Here is a 20060-nt window from a genome sequence, read left to right as displayed (position 1 = left end):
TCTTTAAATTCCTTGGGTTGACAAATTAGAATAAATTGACTATAATTATAGTCAAGGGGTGTGAGATATGTATTTAAAAGACTTTACTTTTTATAGCTTAGCCGAAGCGAAAGCAAAATTATCTCAAGTTGTTGATGAAGTTGAAAACAAAGACATTGTTATTACCAAGAATGGTGTACCAAAGGTTGTTTTATTAGATTATGATAAATTTGTTAAGCTCATGGAATTCGTCGATGAAGTGAGAGATATTTCTCTTTTTGAGATAGAAAACGTAGAGGAATATCATCGGATTAAGGACTTTTTTAAAGATTTTGATTACTGAGTTCATCATTCTTTTTGGTTGACTCTGCAGGTATGGCATAGACTCTTTTTTCCTTATGGGTGGCTGCGAGGCGAAGGGGCGCTAACACAAGTTTTAGTGTTATTAAAGACAGAATAAATTAAAAGATGGAGGTGTACTTTAATGGCTCAAGTTGTATTAGAAAAGGTTAACAAGGTTTATCCAAACGGATTTCACGCAGTAAAGGATGTAGAATTTGAAATAGAGGATAAGGAATTCCTTGTATTACTTGGACCTTCAGGATGTGGGAAAACTACTACTTTAAGGATGATCGCGGGATTAGAAGACATTACTGAAGGAACAATAAAAATAGACCAAAAAGTTGTAAATGATGTGGAACCAAAGGATAGAGATATTGCGATGGTTTTCCAAAATTATGCTCTTTATCCACATATGACTGTTTACGATAATATGGCTTTTGGATTGAAATTGAGGAAAACCCCTAAAGACGAAATTGAAAGGAGAGTTAGAAACGCCGCAAAAATTCTCGGGATCGATCATTTGCTAGATAGAAAACCAAAACAGTTATCAGGGGGACAAAGACAGAGGGTAGCAGTTGGTAGAGCCATAGTAAGGGATCCTAAAGTTTTCTTATTTGATGAACCTCTTTCAAACTTAGATGCAAAACTAAGGGTGCAGATGAGAGCCGAACTTAAGAAACTACAAAAAAGGTTGGAAGCTACTATTGCTTACGTTACACATGACCAAGTGGAAGCTATGACTATGGCTGACAAAATTGTTATAATGAATGAAGGATTAATTCAACAGGTTGGTGGACCTTTTGATGTATACAATAACCCAGCTAACATTTTTGTTGCTGGATTTATTGGGACGCCTCCAATGAATTTCTTGAATGTAAAAGTAGCTAGAAATAACGGCATTTGGTTCAAATCAGAAGGAATATCTATAAAAGTACCAGATGATAAAGCTCCTTTACTTGAAAATTATATAGATAAGGATGTTATATTTGGTGTTAGACCAGAAGATATTTATGACAAGAATTTTTTCGAAGGTGCTGATGAAACTAATATTTTAAAAGCTCTCGTTGACGTTGTTGAACCTTTGGGGAGTGAGACTTTACTCCATTTAACGATTGCTGGACAATCTATGACTGCAAAGGTAAGTCCTCAAACGCGAGCAGAATCTGGACAGAATTTTGAAGTCGCAATTGATTTAAAAATGATACATGCATTCGATAAGGAGACCGAGCAAGCCATATTTTAATTTCTTTGAATCAATAAACCCTTTGTGCGTTTGTCACAAAGGGTTTTATCTAAAGACTTATTATTGATATTGGGGGGATTCTATTGGTCATTAAGTTAGTTTTTGGAGCTCTAGAAGGCGATAAAATCGATCTTCCTGTTCATTACAATAGACCTTTGCAAGGATTGTTTTACTATTTAATGTCAGATACTGTACCTAAGTACCACGATTTAGGAACAAGGTCTGAAGATAAGAAGTTGAAGCTTTTCACTTTTTCAAGGATTTACCCCTATAACTCTTTTAAAGTGGAGAATAGAAGGATGATTTTTAAAGGTTTATTCAATATTTACTTTGCTTCCCCAATTGATAAATTAGTAGAGGCGGTTTTACATTCTTTAAATGAACAAAAGGTCGTGAGAATCGAAAAAAATTATTTTACTTTGAGGAAGTATGAAGTTATTCAAAATGAAGTGGATGAAGAAATGCTTGTTAAAACTTTATCGCCCATTACAGCATATTCAACTATCGTCCTACCAAACGGAAATCGTTATACTCATTATTTTTCTCCCTATTCATCAGATTTTAAAAAATTGATAGAAGAAAACCTCAAAAGAAAAGCTTCAGCATTAGGTATTGTAATAAAAAACAATAATTTTTATATTGAACCTTACGGTATAACGGAAAAAAATGAGAAATTACTTTTTTACAAAGATATTATCATAAAAGGATGGACTGGATATTTCATTTTAAAAGGTGATACTCAATTATTGAAATTAGCGCTTAATTCAGGATTGGGAGCAAAAAATGCACAAGGTTTTGGAATGATCCTTTCTGTTGAAAAGAATTCTATAAGAGAAAGAAGTTTTCTGGAACTTGCAGAAGAAGGCTGAAATATAGGTAAATTGTAATTTAAATTAAAAGTTCGGGGGTGTGATTATTGAATAAAAAAAATATCTTATATGCACAATCAGGGGGAGTTACAAGTGTCATAAATGCTTCTGCATATGGACTGATAAGTAAGGCTTTAAAGGATCCACAAATTGATAAGATATATGTAGGAATAAATGGTATCACTGGAGTCCTTGAAGGGAAATTATTCGATTTAACAAAAGAATCTTTTGATAAAATAAATAATTTGAAAGCCACACCTGCAAGTGCCTTTGGTACTTGCAGACATAGGTTAAAAGAAGGAGACGAAGAAGGTTTTCAAAAACTTTTTAAAACGTTTGAAGATTATAATATTAGTTATTTCTTTTATAACGGTGGTAACGATTCAATGGACACAGCCCATAAAATCGATGAGTATTCAAAAAAAATTGGTTATGATTTAAAAGTCATAGGTATTCCAAAAACAATAGATAACGATCTATACGGCACCGATCACTCTCCGGGTTATGGTTCTGCAGCAAAGTATTTGGCAATTTCAATGTTGGAAGCAAGTATAGATACGCGTAGTATGGCAAAAGATTCTACAAAAATTTTCATAATGGAGACAATGGGCAGACACGCAGGCTGGCTTACCGCGGCTACTTCGTTGGCAAAGTTGAATAGAGATTTTGGACCTCATATCATTTTGCTACCCGAAAGGATTTTTGAAGAAGATCATTTTATAGACAAAGTTCAAAAAGAAGTAAGTAAGAATGGTTACTGTACGATTGCTGTCTCTGAAGGTATTAGATATAAAAGCGGGGCTTTTGTTTCTGATATGGGATACACCGATAGTTTTGGAAACAGGCAGTTGGGAGATGTAGGAAGAGTTGTTGCCAATATTATTTTAACAAGGTTAGGTTTGAAAGTACATGTGTCTATCCCGGATTATCTTCAAAGAAGTGCTGGACACATCGTTAGTAAGACTGATCAAACTGAAGCGGTTATGGTAGGAGAAAAGGCCTTAGAATATGCTCTGGATGGTATATCAGGATTCATGGTAACAATTAACCGCCTTTCGAACAACCCTTACAAGATAGAATTTGGGAAGGTTCCCTTATTTGAAGTGGCAAATAACACTAAATATTTACCAGAAGAATATATTTCTGATGACGGTTACGGTGTGAATGAGAATTTTATTGAGTATGCTAAACCTTTAATCCAAGGAGAAAGTTATCCGCTTTATGAAAATGGTATTCCTAAATACGTATCTTTTCCAATTGAAGAGAGATAAGAAACAGATCTACTTTAAACTAAAAGCCGAGCAGTACGCTCGGCTTTCGTATTATTTAATAATTTATGGCTTTTTGATATCATTTGGAGCTATTGGTGGATTTTCTTTCAGTTCTTTTAGTACAATCTCTATAGCCATATCGAGTTGCGTATCTTTCTTTTCTTTATAATCTTTTGGGGTAATATCTATTTCAATGTCCGGATCGGTTCCATAATTTTCAACATCCCATCCAACATCTTTAAACCAAAAGGCCATTTCTGGTTGAGTTGTTATGGTATGATCAACAAGTGGATTTCTGGGCCAGATTCCAATCACTCCCCCCCACGTTCTCTTACCTATAAGTTTCCCTAGTTTCATTAATTTGAAGGAGTGACTAAAAATATCCCCATCTGAACCAGCAAACTCGTTCGTTATAGTAACCATTGGGCCTCTTACACTGTCATATTGATAGGCTTGGGCTTCTCTATATGGTGAGAGATCGTATCCAATAAACTTTCTATTCAATTTATCCAAGATCATTGAAGATACAAAACCACCACTGTTGACTCTTACATCGATTATGAGTCCGTCATATCTGACTTCGCTTAAGAAGTTTCTGTGAAATTCTGCATATCCAGTGAATCCCATATCTGGGATGTGAATGTATCCAATCCGTGAATCAGTTTTTTCATGAACATATTTCTTGTTTTGTTCTACCCATTCTCTGTATCTTAGAGGCGTTTCATCTTTTAACGTTTTGACAACATACTTTCTCTTATGATCAATATTATCGCTGCTTGATACCACTATTTCGACATCTTTGCCGCTGTTATTTACCAAAATTTCATTGGGTATTTTATCCTTTATTTCTACGCCGTTTATCGCTAATAGGTAATCTCCTTCTTTTACCTCAACCCCTGGTCCAAGTAATGGGGGTTTATTTTTTTCATCCCATATGTCTCCCTTTACGATGTGACTAATTTTGTATAGATTTCTATCTTCATCGAGTATCAAATCTGCTCCTAAATATCCAATTTTGTAAACTGGTTTGGGTTTGTATTCTCCTCCCATCTCGTAGGCATGTGATGATTTTAATTCGCCTTGCATTTCCCATATTAAATCAGAAAATTCTGTTCTTGTTGCTATTCTTTCAACTAGAGGATAATACTTTTCTAATATCTTATCCCATTCAATTTCGTCTAGTTTGTCCTTGTTCCAAAAATAGAACTTTTGTAGGCGCCAAGCTTCACAAAGCATTTGTCTCCATTCTAACAGTGGTTGAACTTCCACATTGATTCTGTGAAAATCTATCCAGCCGCACTTTCTCGTATATTTATTTTCACATTCTTTTTCTTGTTCTGGGGAGGGAGGATTGATAGTTTTAAGAATTCTTAGTTCATCGTCTATCAGAATTGCGATTTTTTCTTTGTCCTCGGAAATTTGAAAATCTGAAATTCCCTCAAGATAAGTTTTTTCTTCTTTTTCTGTGAAATCGTAGTATTTCAAGGTTAATTTTTCATGTTTCTCGCTGAGCATATCTTCTTCATCTTCCAGTACACCACTTACAGGAGAAATAGCGTAAAAAACCTTCTCTTTAGCAGCTTGTATATTTACATATCTTTCTTCACTAACCGGGAAGGGTATAATTCTATCAGCGATGTTATCAAAATCAATATCAACTTTTATTTCTTCTTCTTTTTTCTCTTTCTCTTCTTCTTCTTCTTCTTTGATTATTTCCTGAAATGGAGAGCAAATATCTTTTTTTAGTGTTATAAGATAAGGCTTTGTTCCTTTTACGAAAGCTAAATTCATTTGAAATCTATCTTCAATTGGATTGAATATTCTATAAGATAGAAAATAAAGATATTTCCCTTCTGGATCAAAGACAGGGTCTACATCAAATAGAATAGGTTTTGTAACTTGGTGTACCTCTTCTTTTTCCTTATCAAATATCATAATAGCTGCTTGTTTGCTGTTTATAAATTTTGAATAAGCAATCCATCTACCATCTGGAGAGAAAGAATATCCAGTAAAGGGACCAATGTTACTTTTATCCACGTCTATCTTCTTATGGTTTCTCAAATCGATCAAGATAAGTTCGTTTCTTTGATTAGTTAACAGAATTTCTTCATCTTTAGGAGAGGCAACGATATTCATAACCCTTCCTAAATCATATTCTTCTACTTTATCGATTAAATTGCCAGTTTTTAAATCGTACACCTCGATATGTTCATAATTATTTTCATCGCTGATTGTTACAGCCTTTTCTTCATCTTTCAGATTTAGGTAGGTGGTAAGTCTATATCTGGCACTGTTTTCTTTTCCAAGTTGTTTAACGGGACCGTACCAATTGTTGTAATAAAAGCTTTTGCCTCTGTGCGTACTTATTAACTTTTCAGCATCTTTAGAAATTGAGAAATCTTCAAAATACTGTGTTGGTTCAACAAATTTTCTGTTTCGTTGTGGTAAGGTACTGTAATATTTTATATCTACCTTTTTTGATACGTTGGTTGATAAATTCAAAATGTAAATATCCGAACCGGCATGGTATACAATATCTTTTCCATCAGATTTTGGATTTCTGACATAAAAATCATTGTGATACGTATGTTTTTTTAGATCTTTTCCTTCTACGGTACAGGAGTATATGTTAGCGACATCCTCATGGTCTGAGACGAAGTAAATTCGGTCTTGGATCCATATTGGATTGGCAAAGTTGGATTTTAAATCGATCAATTTTTTGAAGTTGTAGTTTCCTTCTACGTCTATCAGTAATTCTCCCGCTGTTCCACCTCTGTACTTTTTCCATCGAGCCGGATCTCCGGTTTTTCTTCCCAAAACGACACCTTTTTCTTTACCAAATGAGATTTCAGTGGCTATTCCAAAATCCAATTGTTTGAATTTCCTCTTATCTTCAACATCGATTTCCCATAGGGATGTAATCCTTTTAAACGGTTGGGTATAATTTGATGAAAAGATTATCTTACCATCGTGCCAACAAAGTACTTTGCTGTTTGCACCTAAGTATGTTACTCTAATTGGTACACCTCCTGTGGATGGAATTATATATACATCTGGTACACCTTCGTCTCTTCCTGTAAAGGCTATCCATTTTCCATCTTCAGAAAAAGTTAGATCGGAGATTTCTCCGACATTTGTGGTTAATCTTCTGGCTACTCCCCCTGAAGAAGGAACTACCCAAATGTCATCTTCAGCAACAAAGGCTATTTGATCGTTGTAAATAGTCGGAAATCTGTAGTAACCGTTGAACTCTTCACTCATGAATTCTTCCCCCTTTTGTTATTATAAGTTTTCATAGAGATAGTTGATTATTGAATTTTCAAACTCTTTCACCTTTTGAACATCAAAAGGAAAATTGTTTTCCATTAAGCTAAAAATATAATATTTTCCACTTTTTGATTTGAAAATCCCACTGATGGCAGAATCGTAATATAAAGTTCCAGTTTTTGCGTAAATTTCAAAGTTAAAACGATTTTCAAGAGTGCTTTTTTCGTATGGTGATGCTAAGTAATCAAAAAATTTAGATTGATACTTTGAATATAGATAAAATAATGTATCAGATATCATCTTTGGGGGTAACAAGTTGTACATTGATAATCCACAACCATCTTTAATTACATAATCGGTTGGGTCGTATCCTAAGGTTTCTTTGATTACTTTTTGGAAGTGATTTTCAGAATCTTCTATTTTCCCATTGCCATAAATAGCGCCAAGATTTCTAAAAATCTGTTCGGCTATCTGGTTATCGCTTGTTTCCAACATTTGTTGTATTATATTGATTAGTGGTGGAGAATGATTTGTATATAGAAGATTAGCGTTAAAAGGCACTTCATCATATCTTATTTCTCCCCAAAATTCAACACCTATTTCTTGCAAGAATAATGTTGTAAGGAAGTTTATATAATCTTTTATTTCATGATTTGTTTTATATTTAAAAGATTCATAGCTTGTTTGCCAAATATTAATTGCAGCGATTTGTGGCTGGGGGTCATCCCACATCCAGCCTCTACCAAAACCTTCTTCGGTCATGAAAGAATAATCGAAAATTATATCACCATATATCCTTTTTATTCCTCTATCCACCGTTGCCCTTTTTAGTATTTCTTTATATTGTAAGGAAGTTAAAACAGGGTCTCCAAATCCTTTTATATACAGATTTCCTCTGAAATTAGGTGATATTTCCCCTGTATGGTATATTTTAGTTTCGAATTTGTAATTATCCCCCAGACTTTCCAAGGCAACGAGGGCGGTAATTAATTTTGTGTTTGAGGCAGGGATGAATAATTTATCTGAATTGTAGTTGAAAAGAACTTCATTGGTGCCAAGATCTCTCAATTCAAACCCAACAAATCCTTGAAAACTTTCAAATTTTGAAATTAATTCATTTTGTATTTGATTAGTTATTGTTTTCGAAGGTGGGATTGTGGGAACAGATTTGGGCACAGGTTCAGCAATTTTAGACGGTTCTATTATTTGTATTTTTGAGGAATCTTCGTTATCTCTAGCAATTGGAACCCTACTCGAAATTGGAGCAGCTATGACAACTGTACTAACATTAAAAAAAACTAAAATAAAGATTGTGAGACTCAAGACGGTCAAAAAATTACTGGATCTTAACTGATTTTTGGATTTAATATTATTCACTCCTTTTCAGAATTTATTTTATAAGCTAAGGCGGTTTCGATTAACTTTGTATAATTACCTATGACTTCTTTGAAATCATGATCTTTGAGCATCATACCCATTCCTTTGGTAACAGAAGTAAGAAATTCTAAGATGTATTTAGCTTCGATATCCTTTCTTATTTGTCCAGCATTTTGAAACTCAGCAATCTTTTCTATGATTACCTTACCAAAACGTTGATAGTAGTAATCATTTATAATGGAAGTGATCTCAGGGTGTTCAAAAAGATCATCTATGGGGTACTCTTTCATCAGAGATTGAACATCGAAGTTTAAGTTTGAGAGATACTCAAGCACTTCTTGGAAAGTGTTAAAATCATCAACGTATTTCTTAAAAGGGGTGAAGAAATCGTCCAATAAACTCTTAATAACAAAAATTATGAATTCATCTTTTTTTCCAAACTTTTTATAAACAGTCGATTTGCTGAGTTTGGCATCGTAGATAACCTTTTCATAATTGAAGTTAGTGATGCCGTGATTGAGTAGTTCCCCCTTTGCCAAATCGATTAATACTTCAATTTTATATTTTGTATTTTTTTTTGAAGTTTTTTGCCTTTTAGCCATACATCTTCTCCAACTTATAAAATTTGTAAAATAAGAGTGTAATCTCTTTTCATATTAATATAGCTTCTTTTAATATTTCATCTTTTAACTCTTCTCTTATAGCTCTATCTGAAACAACATCAACTTTAACATTAAGTGCCCTTTCCATTTGTATTTCACCTTCTTTACTTTTTTGCCCTTTTAATTTCAACTTTGGGTATCAATTAATATTATAACATTCTTTGAGCATAAGAAGAAACTTTTAAATTTATATATTTGTTAATGCGTACAAAATGATATAAATATACAATGTATATAAAAAGGATTCCTGGGTAAAGGGGAAGAATTAAATTTTCATCTAGATTGTTGGTTAAAAATTTTAATCTAATTCACCCTAAAGAAAAGGGTCTTCGTAAAACGCTTAATTTTGAGAATTAAGTTTAATTTGTTAGTTTTTATATTTATTTAAAAGTTTGAAGGCTCTCAGATCTTTTTACAAAGAGGTGGTTTGTAATTAGCATAAATAAAGGTTTTAATAGGTTTAAATTCGTATTATTTGATTGTTCAACTTACTCTGTCGGAAAACTTAGGTTTTCCGACAGAATTTATTCTTCTAAACATCCTTTCCATGTTTTTTAATTCCGAAATAAAAGCAAGAATAAAAGCACTGCGTTGATTACAACTAACCCAAGATTGACTATGGTTTGACCCAAGGGACAAGTTTTAGGTATGCCAAAGTACATAAGGTTTCATAAATTCTTGGTGTCTAAAGAAGATAACTAAAAAAGAGAGTAACTAATGAATCCTTAGAAAACTAAGTTCTTTTTAGCAACTTCGTGTTTGATTTGGTCAGTTTGGTGTTTAGAATGGACCGACCAAATTTTTTCTTGCCTACTTAGTTCCCTTTTTAATAGGAAGCACCGATTAAATTATCTCAAGGGCCCTCACTCTGTTTAAGGAAATTACAACGCAGAGCCTAACTCTCTTTGCCTTTATCATCTTTATATAAGAGGATTTCACAGATCATCTCCAATTCTTTGTCTAGCTGCTCTTCTTTATACGTTTTTTGTATTGTTTCTTCGTCTAATCCCAAGGTTTTTAGTCGAGTTTGAACTCCTTTAGTTAAAGCCTCAATTTTATCATCAAGAGTCAGTGAAACTCTTTCTGTATAGTTGTTCAATGACGCAATAAACTGTCTGGTTCTTTCTTTGCCCAGATGCTTGCCCAATGATGCTTTAATAAACTTTTTGGTCCATTTAGAAATCTTTCCATCAACGCTGCTCAACGCTGCAATAAGCTTTCTCCATCTTTTTGAAGGCTTTCCATAAACTACTCTTTCATAATCAGCCCAAGATTGAGCTATTCGCATAAGGAAGTTTTCAAGGTGCCTAATTAATTCAACTTGATATGCTAAAGTTTGCTGAAGCTTTATCTTTTCAGCTTCTGGTACAGCTTGACTAGCTTTTTGTAATTCTAGAAAATATTGAGCTTGACGTTGAGCGCGTTTTTCTAATATTACTATTAATTTTGCTACTAGTTTTTTATAAGCAATGATTTGTTCTGGGTATTCTTTTAGAGTGTTTTGAAGTTTTTTAAATTCTTCGAGACTAATTCCTGTAAAATCTTCAAATTCTTTGGGATTAATTCTTAGAATATCTTCTATAGATTTTACCATAATCCATCTTTTCCCCTTTTTGGGATATTTCTTAATTTCTAACTTGGTCATTTTAAATACGAAAGTAGACAAATTAAACTAAGTATTACCATAAATTATTTTTAAAAATTTAAATTGACTTAAATTAACCTACTGTAACGAATGTTCTAACACCAGCTTTTCTTTTCTTAAATATAATTCTTTGAGTTATACTTAGTAGGTTCTCTTCCAAAAAGTGTGGGTAGAAAAATAAAATATTAATCAATAATTAAATAATCCGGTATCATATAGAAGAACAGAAAAAAAGACTAAATACTTGCTATTCAAAAAATCCTAAAAACCTTGCCAAGAAAAATAAAGTTAGACTCGATTAATTGAAGAAATATCAACATCTTGATATAGTTCAAGCCAATGATTGTAAAAAAAATTTCGATTACATCAGCCCTGCTTATGCAACATGTGAAACAATATAATCGAGATTAGAAACAGCCCTCAAAGTGATATTTGGATGACCTCCTTGACCTCCCGACTTTTTGCCACTACTGCTCCGTACGCTGACTACTTCCTTACTTAACTTGGTTCGGCTTTGATCATTAGATGGCAGGATACGGCTGTAATGGCTATCCGGGTTGAATTGATTCTGAGTTCACCTACCTTTTTTACGGCTTTTCATGAGTTCCTATCAATTCCTCAATAAGACCACTAGAGCTGGATGTTCATTTAATATCCATCGCGACTCTGCCAGCGATGCTGAGATTCTAATTGAAAACTCGTTTTCATTCGTGCTATATACAATACTACATACTACAATTTCTTCTCTAAAGTCCAGACTGCGGTTCTATGGAAAACGGGACATCTGTATAGTTACCTTCTAATTTCTACTAATAAATTCTCTACTTTTTCATTTGTCATTGGAAAAATTTGAAACATTAAGTTACTGTTGATCTGTTTTTATATATTTCAATTTTCAAAGGTCATATATACATTATATATATTATTTTACATTATAGATAAATTATATATTAAATTTAACTATATTCAATAGAAATATCGTTTCTAATAGTAAGTACATTATACCTTTGTAAACTAAATTATGCAGTATAAAGTTCAATATATAATAAATAAAAAATATTTTTTGGTTCTTTTCCAAAAAATATAGGAAAAATCCTAACGACCTTACCAAGAAAGATAAAGTTTAAAAAATGAAAGGAAACATCCCGGACGGGGGGACGGGGCTCTAGGATGAATATTTCAAAAACTATTACATGAAACTACGTACTCGAGGTAAATCACATACTGTCGCTGTGTTAGCTGTAACAGGAAAATTGTTGAGAATAATATATTCACTGGTAAAGAAAAGGGGAAAATATGATTCTAACTGTCATTACAAATTGCTTACAAATTGCGAAATCAAGAAATGAGCGTTCATAGCTATTATACAACAAAAAATATTAAAAGGATAAAAAGACATCAAATTACTATCTAATCCAACTTTTTTAAGAACATCTAATATGATCTAATTCGTTGATAGGTGGTGAGAATAGGGTGTATAATAAAAACGAAAGATTCGTCAACAAAGCAATAAATAGCTTACAGATAAGGGGGTAATACAATGATAGACCCACGGTATCTTGAGGTTCTATGCAAAATATACAACCGACTGAATAACACTAATGTGAACTGGGTAGTTACAGGAAGCCTCGGTTTTGCACTTCAAGGTATGCCTGTAGAGCCTAATGACATTGACATCCAGACTGATAAACAGGGAGCCTATGAGATTGAGCACCATTTTTCTGATTTTGTAACCAAAAAAGTTAGGTTCTCTTCTGCAGAGAGGATTCGCTCGCACTTTGGCGAAGTGATGATTGACGGAATAAAAGTAGAGATCATGGGAGACATTCAAAAGAGGCTTGAAAATGAGAATTGGGAGCCTCCAGTAGATTTGGACCGCCATAAGCGGGTTATAGAGGTTGAAGGAATGCAAGTAGCTGTACTCTCTCTGGAGTATGAATATCAAGCATATTTGAAGTTGGGTAGGATAGAGAAAGCAGAGATGTTGAGGAAATGGTTGAAAGGTAAAGATGAATTTTCCGGCAGCTCATCTTCTAATAGTTGATAAAAAGCACCGTGATAAAACTAATTTCCTGAGTTTGACAGTTACAAAAATGTAAGAATTCTAAAACAGGCATGAATAATTGCAAAAAAGCGTTTTTTGCTTTCTCTGTTTTCCAAAAGTGTCACTACATGCCTTTCTTTTCCTTTGTTTATCAGTGTTTTAGCCTTACGCTTTCACTTTGCTCCTTTCTAACCCTTTAATTTCCTTATTTTCGTTCTGTAGTTTTAGTTTCTCTATGAATTCCTCATATGGGGTTACCACTTTTGGAATTGGTATATTAAGTATCTTCAATATCTTCTGAGCTAAAAGATTCATGTTAGTTCTAATGGCAAAATGTTGTTCGTTGGGTTTAATATCTATGTATTCCATGTTTTTAATCGCTTCTCTTATCTTTTCGTGTGAGTATTCTATATTGTTCCTTTCTAGTTCTAATTCTAGCGTTCTTTGCATTATGTAAGATACAAAACTCATCACAATGTGTCCCTTTATCCTTTTCTGTGTCCAATGAAATATTGGTCTTGTCTCAAGATAATTCTTTAGTGTTCTGAAGCTTTCTTCCACTTTCCACAAGGTATGGTATTGTTCTAATATCTGTTTTGGATTCAACTGTGTGTTGGTTATTATTCCATAGTACCCGTCATATTTTTCGTCTTTTTCTATCTTTTGTATATCAAGTGTATAATCTACTTCGTTCTTTGTCTTTAAGTACTTTTTTGCACCTCTTTTGCTTTTTGTTTCTATGTTCCCATCTTTCAACATTTTTTTCGCTTTTTCAATCAATCTAATCCTGTCTTTTCTATCTTTTTCTGCCCTTTCCTTTGAATGTATTATGAGTAATCTTTTACCTTCGTATTCTATTTCTCTGTATTCAATCCCTTTTGCTATTTCAGTGAATCCTCCATCGAATATATCCACCTTTTTTAACTGTTTTATCGATTTACCAACTATGAATTCGTAATCGGAATTCTCTACTATTTCCATATTGGTTTTACTCATCATCCCCCTATCACTAACCACTATTACCTTTCCCAACTGATATCTCTTTTTCATCGCCTCTATCGTATCTTTGAACGTATGTCCTTCGAACGTGTTACCTGGGTATATATCAAAACTAACCGGCATCCTATCCCTATCTATCGACATCCCTAGAACCACCTGTGATTCGTTGAACTTCTTATCTTTCGAATACCCCATCTGTAGTAACTCGTTCGTTTGTAGTGTCTCAAAGGCCAACGTCGTTACATCGTAAAACACTAAGTCTACTACAGAATTGAATAAACTCATCCTTTGACGGTACAGATGTTTCTCTAACTCTTCCTTCTTCTGCGCTAACACATCTAGCGTCCTGTACATCCATTGTAAGGCTATCCCTTCTTCATCTGTCTCTGCCTCTTCCATCCTTGAACCCCCTTCGGGGCGTTTCCTTTTGAATCCGTAATAATCTAACTCGTTGAATATTCCCAACTTACTTTTTGGTTCTATTATTCTGTTCATAACCATTATTTTCAACAAATCTTCTACATCGAACCTCGTCTTTTTATCCATCTTTTCAAAGAACTTATCCATCTCATACCTTTCAAACAATCTATCCACTATTACCTTTATTCCATAATTCTTCTTATCAGGTGCTTCCTCAACACTATTCAAATTCACATAACCTTTTATATCATATATCTGTACGAGTTTATCGACAATATTTTCCACTTCTTTTCTACTGATAGTATCGATTCTACCCAAATTAGCGATAATCTTTTGTTTATTCTTACCGTTTTCACGGTAACTTTCTACTATTCTTAAGTATTCTTTCCCTTGATTGTTTTTTACGGTTCTAACATACATCCAAATCATCTCCCAACTTCATAATGTCTTTAATATTATACCACAGAAATATTATGAAGTCAAGAGAATAATATAATTAAAAGAGAAAAAAGTGTCACTACATCACTTCCGTTCGGTTTACTGAAAAATCGTCTCTCAACTGTCAAACTCAGGAGAAAATTAGTTCACACTTACACCGTAGAAGGTATACCAAAGCATATCAGCTTCAAGAGTAGGATTTTCTGGATCACTTATGTCTAGTATTACAAAACCATTCTCACTATCTGCCACATAAGCGTAATTATCTTTTACATAAACACCAAATGCATCACCTGCTGTGTCGTAATGAACTACTTCTTTTGGTTCTGTTGGATCGCTTACGTCTATTATCACCAAGCCATTAAACCCATCTGCCACGTAGGCGTAATTGTCTTTTACATAAACACCCCATGCCCAGCCTCTGGTGTCGTAATGACTCACTTCTTCCGGATTATTTGGGTCACTTATATCTACTATCATCAAGCCATTATTCCCATCTGCCACATATGCATAATTATCTTTTACATAAACCCCCTGTGCCTCACCTGTTGTGTCGTAATGGCCTACTCCTTTTGGATTTATTGGATCGCTTATGTCTACTATTACCAAACCATTATTCCCATCTGCCACATATGCGTAATTATCTTTTACATAAACACCAAATGCATCACCTGCTGTGTCGTANNCGTAATGAACTACTTCTTTTGGTTCTGTTGGATCGCTTACGTCTATTATCCCCAGGCCATTATTCCCGCCTGTCACGTATGCGTAATCATCTTTTATATAAACTCCTCGAGCCTCATCGTCTAAATTCAAATGTGACAGATGCTCTGGATTTGTTGGATCACTTACATCGAATATGTCTATCCCTTCTACTCCTACCGCAACTATTATGTCTTCTAATTCTTCATTTGGTGTTTCCTCCTCAGGTACTTCTTCCTCTGACGTTGCTGGTTGTGTTACACAAGAAGACAACGTAAGTAGCATAACTACCAAAACTGCCAATAAAAATGTTCCTGCCTTTTTCATCTCTTCCAACCCCCTTTTCTGAAATATAATTTTTCTTTTAGAACCCTATTGCGAAGTTCAATTTTGCAGATAATCCTTCGAGTTTATATTGATTCAAAAAGCTCTCACTTGCTACCTTAACTCCTCCATACAATTCTAACACATAGATGCTCATTCCAAAACCTAAAGATGTTCTCAATATTTGGCTTATGTTTTCTAACCCCAAATATATAGGAAATACCTCCACCACCTTCCATTCTTCCACTAAACCATAGTTGATACTTAAGGGATCTGACAAAATCGCTTCCTAATAAGCGATCCAGTCAATTTTACCCACACCTAACATTTTTTGCGTTTCATAAATAAAACCACTCTTTGGTTCCTTTACTCAATAGGTCTATCATTTAACCTTAGGAAGTAACAATAATTTCCTTTTATTAATTTTTCGATTCAATTATACTTCAAAAAATTTATTTTCTTCAAAAAACTTTACATTTTTATTTTAATTTTTAATGAAGTTAGAATTATTCGTTTTTAGTGGTTGTACCTATTCTTTCTTCTAAAAATCATCTCATGAGCGATATTTTATAGTATAATATGACCAATGGAAACTACTTAAGACAATAAAAAACCGAAGTAAAGCTTTTAAAAAGTGGGGAAAATCATAAAAAATGAAGAATATCAAAAAAACAAAAGCGACTAAAACGAGTCCTTTTGGTTCCCCTGGTAGAACGAATCATAACTCTACAACTTTCTATAGTAGCAAATTATACGGGAATATGCCTAAGGAACAAAAGGTTGAATATGCTGAGCAACCAATTCCAGCGGGATCTTTGGATAAAATCTTTTGCAAATCTTCTGAACAAATGGAAGAGTTGCCTGACAATAGTGTTCATCTCATGGTAACTTCTCCTCCTTACAATGTGGGAAAAGAGTACGATGAAGACTTTACACTTAAAGAATATTTGTCATTTTTAAAAAAGGTATGGGAGGAAGTCTATAGAGTCCTTGTGCCAGGGGGAAGAGCCTGTATAAACATTGCTAACCTTGGGAGGAAACCTTATATTCCTCTACATGCATTTATTGTCAAAGATATGATCGAGTTAGGGTTCCTGATGAGGGGAGAAATTATATGGAATAAGGCATCTTCCGCAAGCCCTTCAACTGCTTGGGGTAGTTGGTTATCACCTGCGAATCCTACCTTAAGAGATATTCACGAATACATATTAGTATTTTCAAAGGATACGTTTTCAAGAAAGAACATCTATAAGAGGGAAAGTACCATTTCAAAGGAAGAATTTCTTGAGTTTACCAAGAGTGTATGGACTTTTTCGGCTGTTTCAGCCAAAGGAATCGGACATCCTGCCCCGTTTCCTGTGGAACTTCCATATAGATTAATTCAACTTTACACCTATAAGGATGAGGTTGTTTTAGACCCTTTTATGGGAAGTGTACAAACTGCTATTGCATCAATTAAAACGGGAAGACATTACGTTGGATATGAAATTGAGGAAGAGTATGTGAAGCTGTCAGAACAGAGAATAAGAGAATTTTTAATAGAATTTAATTCGCCAAAATTGTTTAAAGTTACCAGTAACAAACAGATATAAAATAATTAATGAGTGCAATTAATACCTGAAACTTCAGTTTAATCGATTGTGAACTTGTTGGATTTGTATTTTTTCAAATTTTCTTATTCCATTTTTGTTAAAAAGTTCCCCATCTTTGCGGGGAACTTTTTAAGAGATAGTTAAAGTTTCAATTTTATATTTGATCCAGCACTGAACTATGGCTATCAGATCTAACGTATATCCCGGTAGTTGAAATGGTTGTATGTCCAAGTATGTATCGAACTTCTTCCAAATTTTTTCCCGAGTTCAAAAGCCTTTTTGCGCAAGTGTGTCTTAAAGCATGGGGTGTTGCGTTAATATAATTTATATTGTTATAACCGTTTATCCTCAATTGATCGATTTTTTTGTTGGCTTTAATAACGTAATCTTGAAATCTTCTTTCCATAGTTCTAGAAGTTATGGGAACATCGTTGCCATTTGAAAATATATATTTCTTACCGTTTGCAAAGGTTACTAACTGTTCTGCGTATTGTTTTGAAATTTTTAGATATCTTACTCTGTTTCCTTTCCCATTTATAACAAGTTCAGCATGATCGTTGTAAAAAATAATGTGTTCTTTTTCCAACGATAAGGCTTCTGAAATCCTTAAACCTGTTTTTAATAATAATGAATAAAAAGTTTTGTCAAATTTATCTTCAATAACGGAGAAAAAAACTTTTATTTGATTTTCTGTCAAACCTTTAGGAACGTCACTTGGGATCTTTGCATTTGCATCTTTCCAATATTTTTTACCAGATATTTCATCATTTTCGTATAGATAGTTTAAAAAAGATTTTATAACAACTATCCTAAGTTTTATCGTTCTTTGAGATAGATTTGAGATCTCTTCAAGATATTTAAGAAAGCAGCCTCGAGTAAAACCATACTTTTGAGCGAACTTTTTATACCCGTTCAATATTTTTTTATATTCATATATGGTTGAGTCTGCCCTTCTTTTGACAAATTTCAGATAGGATAAAAATTCTGAGATATATCCTTCGATTTTGTCTTTATCTTTTATAGAGTCTGATGTATTATCTATATCCATCATAGTTTCTTCCCCCAATAAGGTGTGAAACGCTAAACAACGTGTTCTATGATACTATCAACGATATTTTTAATTAAAGTGAGCTTTGCTTTTGATTTTTCTTTTTCTTTATCGTTTGAATATATGTATATTTTAAGTTTTGGTTCCGTTCCAGAGGGCCTAATTGCATACCATGAACCATCGCTAAACCAGAATCTTAAAACATCAGAAGAAGGTATATCGTTTATATCGCTAATTTCACCTGTTGTTAAATTGTATATTTTTCTTTTTAAATAATCTGCGTATTGCTCAAGTTTGAGATCCCCAATTTCTTTGGGGAAGTTGTTTCTAAATTTCTCCATTATTCTCTTTATTCTTTCTTGGCCTTCAACCCCTTCTAAAACAAGGGAATAATTATTTTCTAATTCGTAACCGAACTCCTGATAAATATCTTCTAATACGTCAAGTAAAGTCTTATTTTTTTTAGAGTAGTAACCAGACATCTCCGATATAAGCATTGAGGCAATAATACCATCCTTATCTCTCACAAAGGTGCCGTATATATAACCGATACTTTCTTCAAAGCCAAAGAGGAATTTTTTCTTTCCTTCTTTTTCTAATTCGTTTTCTTTCCCACAAATATTTTTAAATCCCGTGAGTGTTTCAATAACAGTAACGTTATGTTTTTTTGCAATTCTTTTTGTAAGATCTCCTGTTACAATCGATTTTATTATAACAGAATTATCTTCTAAAATTCCTTTTTCTCTCTTGCTTTCCAGTATGTAATTAACCAAAAGGGCTCCAACTTGGTTACCATTTAACATCTTGTAATTGTTGTCATCTAAAATTTCTAAAGCGGTTCTATCTCCATCAGGATCATTTGCCAAAAGTAATAAGGCATTTTTTTCATAACCTAATTTCTTTGCCTCTTCAAAAGCGACTTCGTATTCTGGATTTGGGTTGGCAACGCTTTTGAAATCTGGATCAGGTAGTTCTTGTTCTTTAACTATGAATACATTTTTAAAACCTCTATCTTTTAGTACCCTTCTGACAAAATTGATTGATGTTCCATTCAAAGGTGTATAAACTATTTTTATATTTTTATCTACATCTTCATCCCTTAATGCCAAACTTTCAACTCTTTGAATGTATTCTTCATCGACTTCTTTTGAAATATATTGAAGTAAATTCTTGTTAAGTGCTTCTTCTTCGCTTATTTTTTTGATTTTACTAAAATCGTATCCAATATTTTCAATCTTTTCAACTATTCCATTGGCGACATCATCTAATATTTGAGACCCTTGATCCCAATATACTTTGTAACCGTTGTAATTTTTCGGATTGTGACTAGCGGTAACGACTATTCCAGCGGTAGTTTTTAAATATCTCACAGCAAAGGATAAAACGGGTGTGGGCCTAATATTATCAAATAAATAAGCTTTTATACCATTAGCCGCAAGGATTAATGCAGATTCTTTTGCAAACTCCTTTGAAAAGTGGCGTACGTCGTAGGCTATCACAACACCCATCTTCATCCTTTCTTCACCAAAGTCTGTTATATAATCAGCAAGGGCTTGAGATGCTCTGCCCACAGTGTATACGTTCATCATATTGGAACCTATACCCAATTTTCCTCTCAATCCTGCTGTTCCAAACTCGAGATCTTTGTAGAATCTTTCTTTTATCTCTTCAGGATTGTTTTCAATACTTTTTAATTCTTCTTTTGCTCTTTCATCAATATATGGATTATTTAACCACTCGTAGTAGATTTTTTTGTAATCTCTCAAAGTTAGTTGCCTCCTTAGTTTTGCGTTTTTTACTATTTTTGGAAACTGTAAAAGCAAGCATTTGACTATTTT

14 protein-coding genes and 2 pseudogenes are annotated in these 20060 nt (G+C 33.5%); 6 read left to right on the top strand and 10 right to left on the bottom strand.

Going from position 1 to position 20060, the window contains the following annotated elements; translation table 11 throughout:
* The first annotated feature begins 67 nt into the window (after nt 1-67).
* The 4 genes from BZ25_RS01145 to BZ25_RS01130 all read left to right on the top strand — a co-directional run bounded on the left by BZ25_RS01145 (nt 68) and on the right by BZ25_RS01130 (nt 3704).
* Nucleotides 68-322, top strand: a complete 255-nt coding sequence (locus BZ25_RS01145) for a type II toxin-antitoxin system Phd/YefM family antitoxin (RefSeq protein WP_012209557.1) — start codon at nt 68-70, stop codon at nt 320-322.
* A 141-nt stretch (nt 323-463) separates the two neighbouring features.
* Complete coding sequence (locus BZ25_RS01140; protein WP_121515438.1) at nt 464-1564, top strand: ABC transporter ATP-binding protein; 1101 nt, start codon at nt 464-466, stop codon at nt 1562-1564.
* A gap of 83 nt (nt 1565-1647) precedes the next feature.
* Nucleotides 1648-2433 (top strand): CRISPR-associated endoribonuclease Cas6, encoded by a 786-nt coding sequence (cas6, locus tag BZ25_RS01135; protein ID WP_121515437.1) that lies wholly within the window; start codon nt 1648-1650, stop codon nt 2431-2433.
* 47 nt (nt 2434-2480) lie between these two features.
* Nucleotides 2481-3704, top strand: a complete 1224-nt coding sequence (locus BZ25_RS01130; RefSeq protein ID WP_121515436.1) for a 6-phosphofructokinase — start codon at nt 2481-2483, stop codon at nt 3702-3704.
* 63 nt (nt 3705-3767) lie between these two features.
* Here the strand turns inward: BZ25_RS01130 and BZ25_RS01125 are convergent, their stop codons facing one another.
* The 4 genes from BZ25_RS01125 to BZ25_RS01110 form a co-directional block, all read right to left on the bottom strand.
* Entirely contained in the window at nt 3768-6965 is a 3198-nt protein-coding gene (locus BZ25_RS01125) for a S41 family peptidase (protein ID WP_121567179.1), read from the bottom strand.
* 21 nt (nt 6966-6986) lie between these two features.
* Entirely contained in the window at nt 6987-8348 is a 1362-nt protein-coding gene (locus BZ25_RS01120) for a D-alanyl-D-alanine carboxypeptidase/D-alanyl-D-alanine-endopeptidase (protein WP_121567178.1), read from the bottom strand.
* The gene (locus tag BZ25_RS01115) at nt 8345-8950 is read right to left on the bottom strand and encodes a TetR/AcrR family transcriptional regulator (protein ID WP_012209551.1); all 606 of its coding nucleotides are present in this window, start codon (nt 8948-8950) and stop codon (nt 8345-8347) included. The genes BZ25_RS01120 and BZ25_RS01115 overlap by 4 nt, the downstream gene beginning before the upstream one ends.
* Nucleotides 8951-9905: 955 nt before the next feature.
* The gene (locus BZ25_RS01110) at nt 9906-10604 is read right to left on the bottom strand and encodes a hypothetical protein (RefSeq protein WP_121515432.1); all 699 of its coding nucleotides are present in this window, start codon (nt 10602-10604) and stop codon (nt 9906-9908) included.
* A 1591-nt stretch (nt 10605-12195) separates the two neighbouring features.
* Here BZ25_RS01110 and BZ25_RS01105 point away from each other — a divergent pair.
* The gene (locus tag BZ25_RS01105) at nt 12196-12699 is read left to right on the top strand and encodes a hypothetical protein (RefSeq protein WP_121515431.1); all 504 of its coding nucleotides are present in this window, start codon (nt 12196-12198) and stop codon (nt 12697-12699) included.
* A 165-nt stretch (nt 12700-12864) separates the two neighbouring features.
* On the opposite strand, the gene BZ25_RS01100 is transcribed toward BZ25_RS01105, so the two are convergent.
* The 4 genes and pseudogenes from BZ25_RS01100 to BZ25_RS01090 all read right to left on the bottom strand — a co-directional run bounded on the left by BZ25_RS01100 (nt 12865) and on the right by BZ25_RS01090 (nt 15862).
* Nucleotides 12865-14538, bottom strand: coding sequence for an IS1634 family transposase (locus BZ25_RS01100; protein WP_158584813.1), 1674 nt, complete (start codon nt 14536-14538; stop codon nt 12865-12867).
* Between the two features lie 159 nt (nt 14539-14697).
* Nucleotides 14698-15240: pseudogene (locus tag BZ25_RS10630) on the bottom strand (LVIVD repeat-containing protein); the annotation flags it as partial.
* A gap of 2 nt (nt 15241-15242) precedes the next feature.
* Nucleotides 15243-15543 (bottom strand): annotated as a pseudogene (locus BZ25_RS10625) (hypothetical protein); the annotation flags it as partial.
* A gap of 79 nt (nt 15544-15622) precedes the next feature.
* On the bottom strand, nt 15623-15862 hold the full coding sequence (locus BZ25_RS01090; RefSeq protein WP_121515428.1) for a hypothetical protein: 240 nt from the start codon (nt 15860-15862) through the stop codon (nt 15623-15625).
* Nucleotides 15863-16235: 373 nt separating this feature from the next.
* On the opposite strand from BZ25_RS01090, the gene BZ25_RS01085 reads away from it, so the two are divergent.
* Entirely contained in the window at nt 16236-17174 is a 939-nt protein-coding gene (locus BZ25_RS01085; RefSeq protein WP_121515427.1) for a site-specific DNA-methyltransferase, read from the top strand.
* Nucleotides 17175-17328: 154 nt separating this feature from the next.
* Here BZ25_RS01085 and BZ25_RS01080 read toward each other — a convergent pair whose 3' ends face one another.
* Together BZ25_RS01080 and BZ25_RS01075 are read right to left on the bottom strand one after the other, a co-directional pair.
* Complete coding sequence (locus BZ25_RS01080) at nt 17329-18225, bottom strand: tyrosine-type recombinase/integrase (protein ID WP_121515426.1); 897 nt, start codon at nt 18223-18225, stop codon at nt 17329-17331.
* 29 nt (nt 18226-18254) lie between these two features.
* On the bottom strand, nt 18255-19988 hold the full coding sequence (locus BZ25_RS01075) for a phospho-sugar mutase (RefSeq protein WP_121515425.1): 1734 nt from the start codon (nt 19986-19988) through the stop codon (nt 18255-18257).
* Nucleotides 19989-20060 lie beyond the last annotated feature (72 nt).

The sequence above is a fragment of the Petrotoga sp. Shatin.DS.tank11.9.2.9.3 genome, assembly GCF_003665005.1.
Taxonomy (GTDB): Bacteria; Thermotogota; Thermotogae; order Petrotogales; family Petrotogaceae; genus Petrotoga; species Petrotoga mobilis.
The sequence above is the reverse complement of the archived record's forward strand: the minus strand, read 5'-3'. Positions and strand labels throughout refer to the sequence as shown.